This window comes from Siphonobacter sp. BAB-5385 (assembly GCF_002261125.1).
Lineage (GTDB): Bacteria > Bacteroidota > Bacteroidia > Cytophagales > Spirosomataceae > Siphonobacter.
Genome location: NZ_NMPS01000208.1, coordinates 1 through 1,697 on the forward strand (window position 1 = coordinate 1; position 1,697 = coordinate 1,697).

Annotated in this window: 1 protein-coding gene; it reads left to right on the forward strand. The window is 50.7% G+C overall.

What is annotated here, in order from left to right; translation table 11 throughout:
• Positions 1-295: 295 nt before the first annotated feature.
• Entirely contained in the window at positions 296-1,474 is a 1,179-nt protein-coding gene (locus tag BWI93_RS20355; RefSeq protein WP_094814704.1) for a hypothetical protein, read from the forward strand.
• Positions 1,475-1,697 lie beyond the last annotated feature (223 nt).

Consider the following 1,697-nt stretch of genomic DNA (forward strand, 5'->3'; position numbering starts at 1 on the left):
GTCAGGGCCGTTTTTTTAATATTTCAGGGATGAGTGGTCACTTTACCGGGATGAGTGGAAAAAGAGTTAGTAGATCGTAGAAAGTTGGAAACGTTTGTTAGTTCTGCGTCGCTCCAAAGGGTTTCATTAAGCTTGGCAGGCTAGAAAACCAGTTGTGCCGGGTAGTGGCAAAATCAGTATCGCCTGCCTTATTTCTTCCTAAAAACTTGTATCTCTAGACCGTAATCAGCTCTTTTGGAAAATGAATCGTTTGGTGGGAATACCTGCCCTATTCTTTAACCTCTGACTACCTATTATGGAAGGAACTACGCCCGCCGAAGAGGCCGAGTTGAAGCAGGCCCGCCAGGCAGCTACGCTGGCAAAAGCCCGGGCTGAACGCGTAGAAGCCGAAAAACGCATCGCCGAAACGCGGGTAGCCGAGATCAGAACGCTTACGGGCGAGCGACCCACCAACCCCCTGCCCGTACCCAACGGAAGTATTTTAGTGGGGGAAGGCGTACAATTCCCGCAAATCACCGAATCCGCTCATCAGCAGTTACGCGTACTGATGAGGCAGGTGTACACCGATAATCAGACGATTCTGACTGCAGGAACACGACTCATTATTTATCAGGAATCGGATGTAATGGCGTTGAGCAATTATCAACTGATACTTCAGCAACTTCAGTCGCTGAATACGTCGATTCAAACGACTCTGGATCAAGCCCGTGAAGTGCTGGAGCAGGGGAGGGCCTTGCTGGAAAATAAACCGCTGGCACAAAGTCAGAATTTGGGTATGGGATGGCTGGCGGCTCCGGCTTTGGCCACGGGCGTAGTACAGTCGCTGGCCGAACTGGTGCAGTTGTTTCGGAAAGAAGTGGAAATCAGGAGTCAGCCGGTAACGCTCAGTGAAGAAGACGCCGTAGCTCTCTTGCAAAAAGAGCTGCAAGGCAGTCAGGCTGCCGTGACTTTGTTTTATCCACGGCTATATCCTGTTCGGGTTGGATCGGAATCCGTAGTGTTACGAACCTTATCGGAACTTTCTCAGCTACTGGAACGCACGACGGAGACGAATCTGGATCTGGAAGCCTTTCGCGAACGTCTGGCTACCTGGGCAGGTAACGAAGCGGAAAAAATGTTTCAGGCCCGGCAACGAACCCAAACCGTTGATGCATTGAAAACGGCCCTCGCATCGTATCAGCAAACGGGGACAAAAATCTGGACCGACTTACAGGTTACTGAAAGTCCGGTATCCACGCTGGCCTCGTTGCGGCAGATCGAACAGCTTCATCAAGTATTGCAGGAACCTGCCGCGTACCACCTGCGATTGCAGGTTTCCTCGCAGGGATCGTATCAGGTTACCAAACGCCTCTGGCGAAATGCGGTAATCGAGTACCATGCCTCGGTAGAAGTAAACTATATGCTGTTTCAGTCCACGGGTCAGGTACTGCGGGCAGATAAGTTGAGTAGTTATGGGGCGTTTCGTAAATCCTAAGGGGTGTTTACGGTTTATAAAGACCAGTTTTGGTGTTCCTTACTAGCTGACTAGTAGTCCCTTTGTAGTGAGTTCTTATGGAGCTTCGTTATTCACCTAGACGGAGTTTGATACCTTTTACTAGCTGGCTAGTAGCCCGTGAGCCTCTTCACGACTAACCATTCCATGGTGGCAACCGCCCGCTTTAGGTCACCGCATTGCGGCTGCCGTAGGTCGTTCAGTT

What these genes read in the sequence shown, in the direction of transcription:
- BWI93_RS20355 (WP_094814704.1), top strand. Translation starts at nt 296, where the DNA reads ATGGAAGGAACTACGCCCGCCGAAGAGGCCGAGTTGAAGCAGGCCCGC.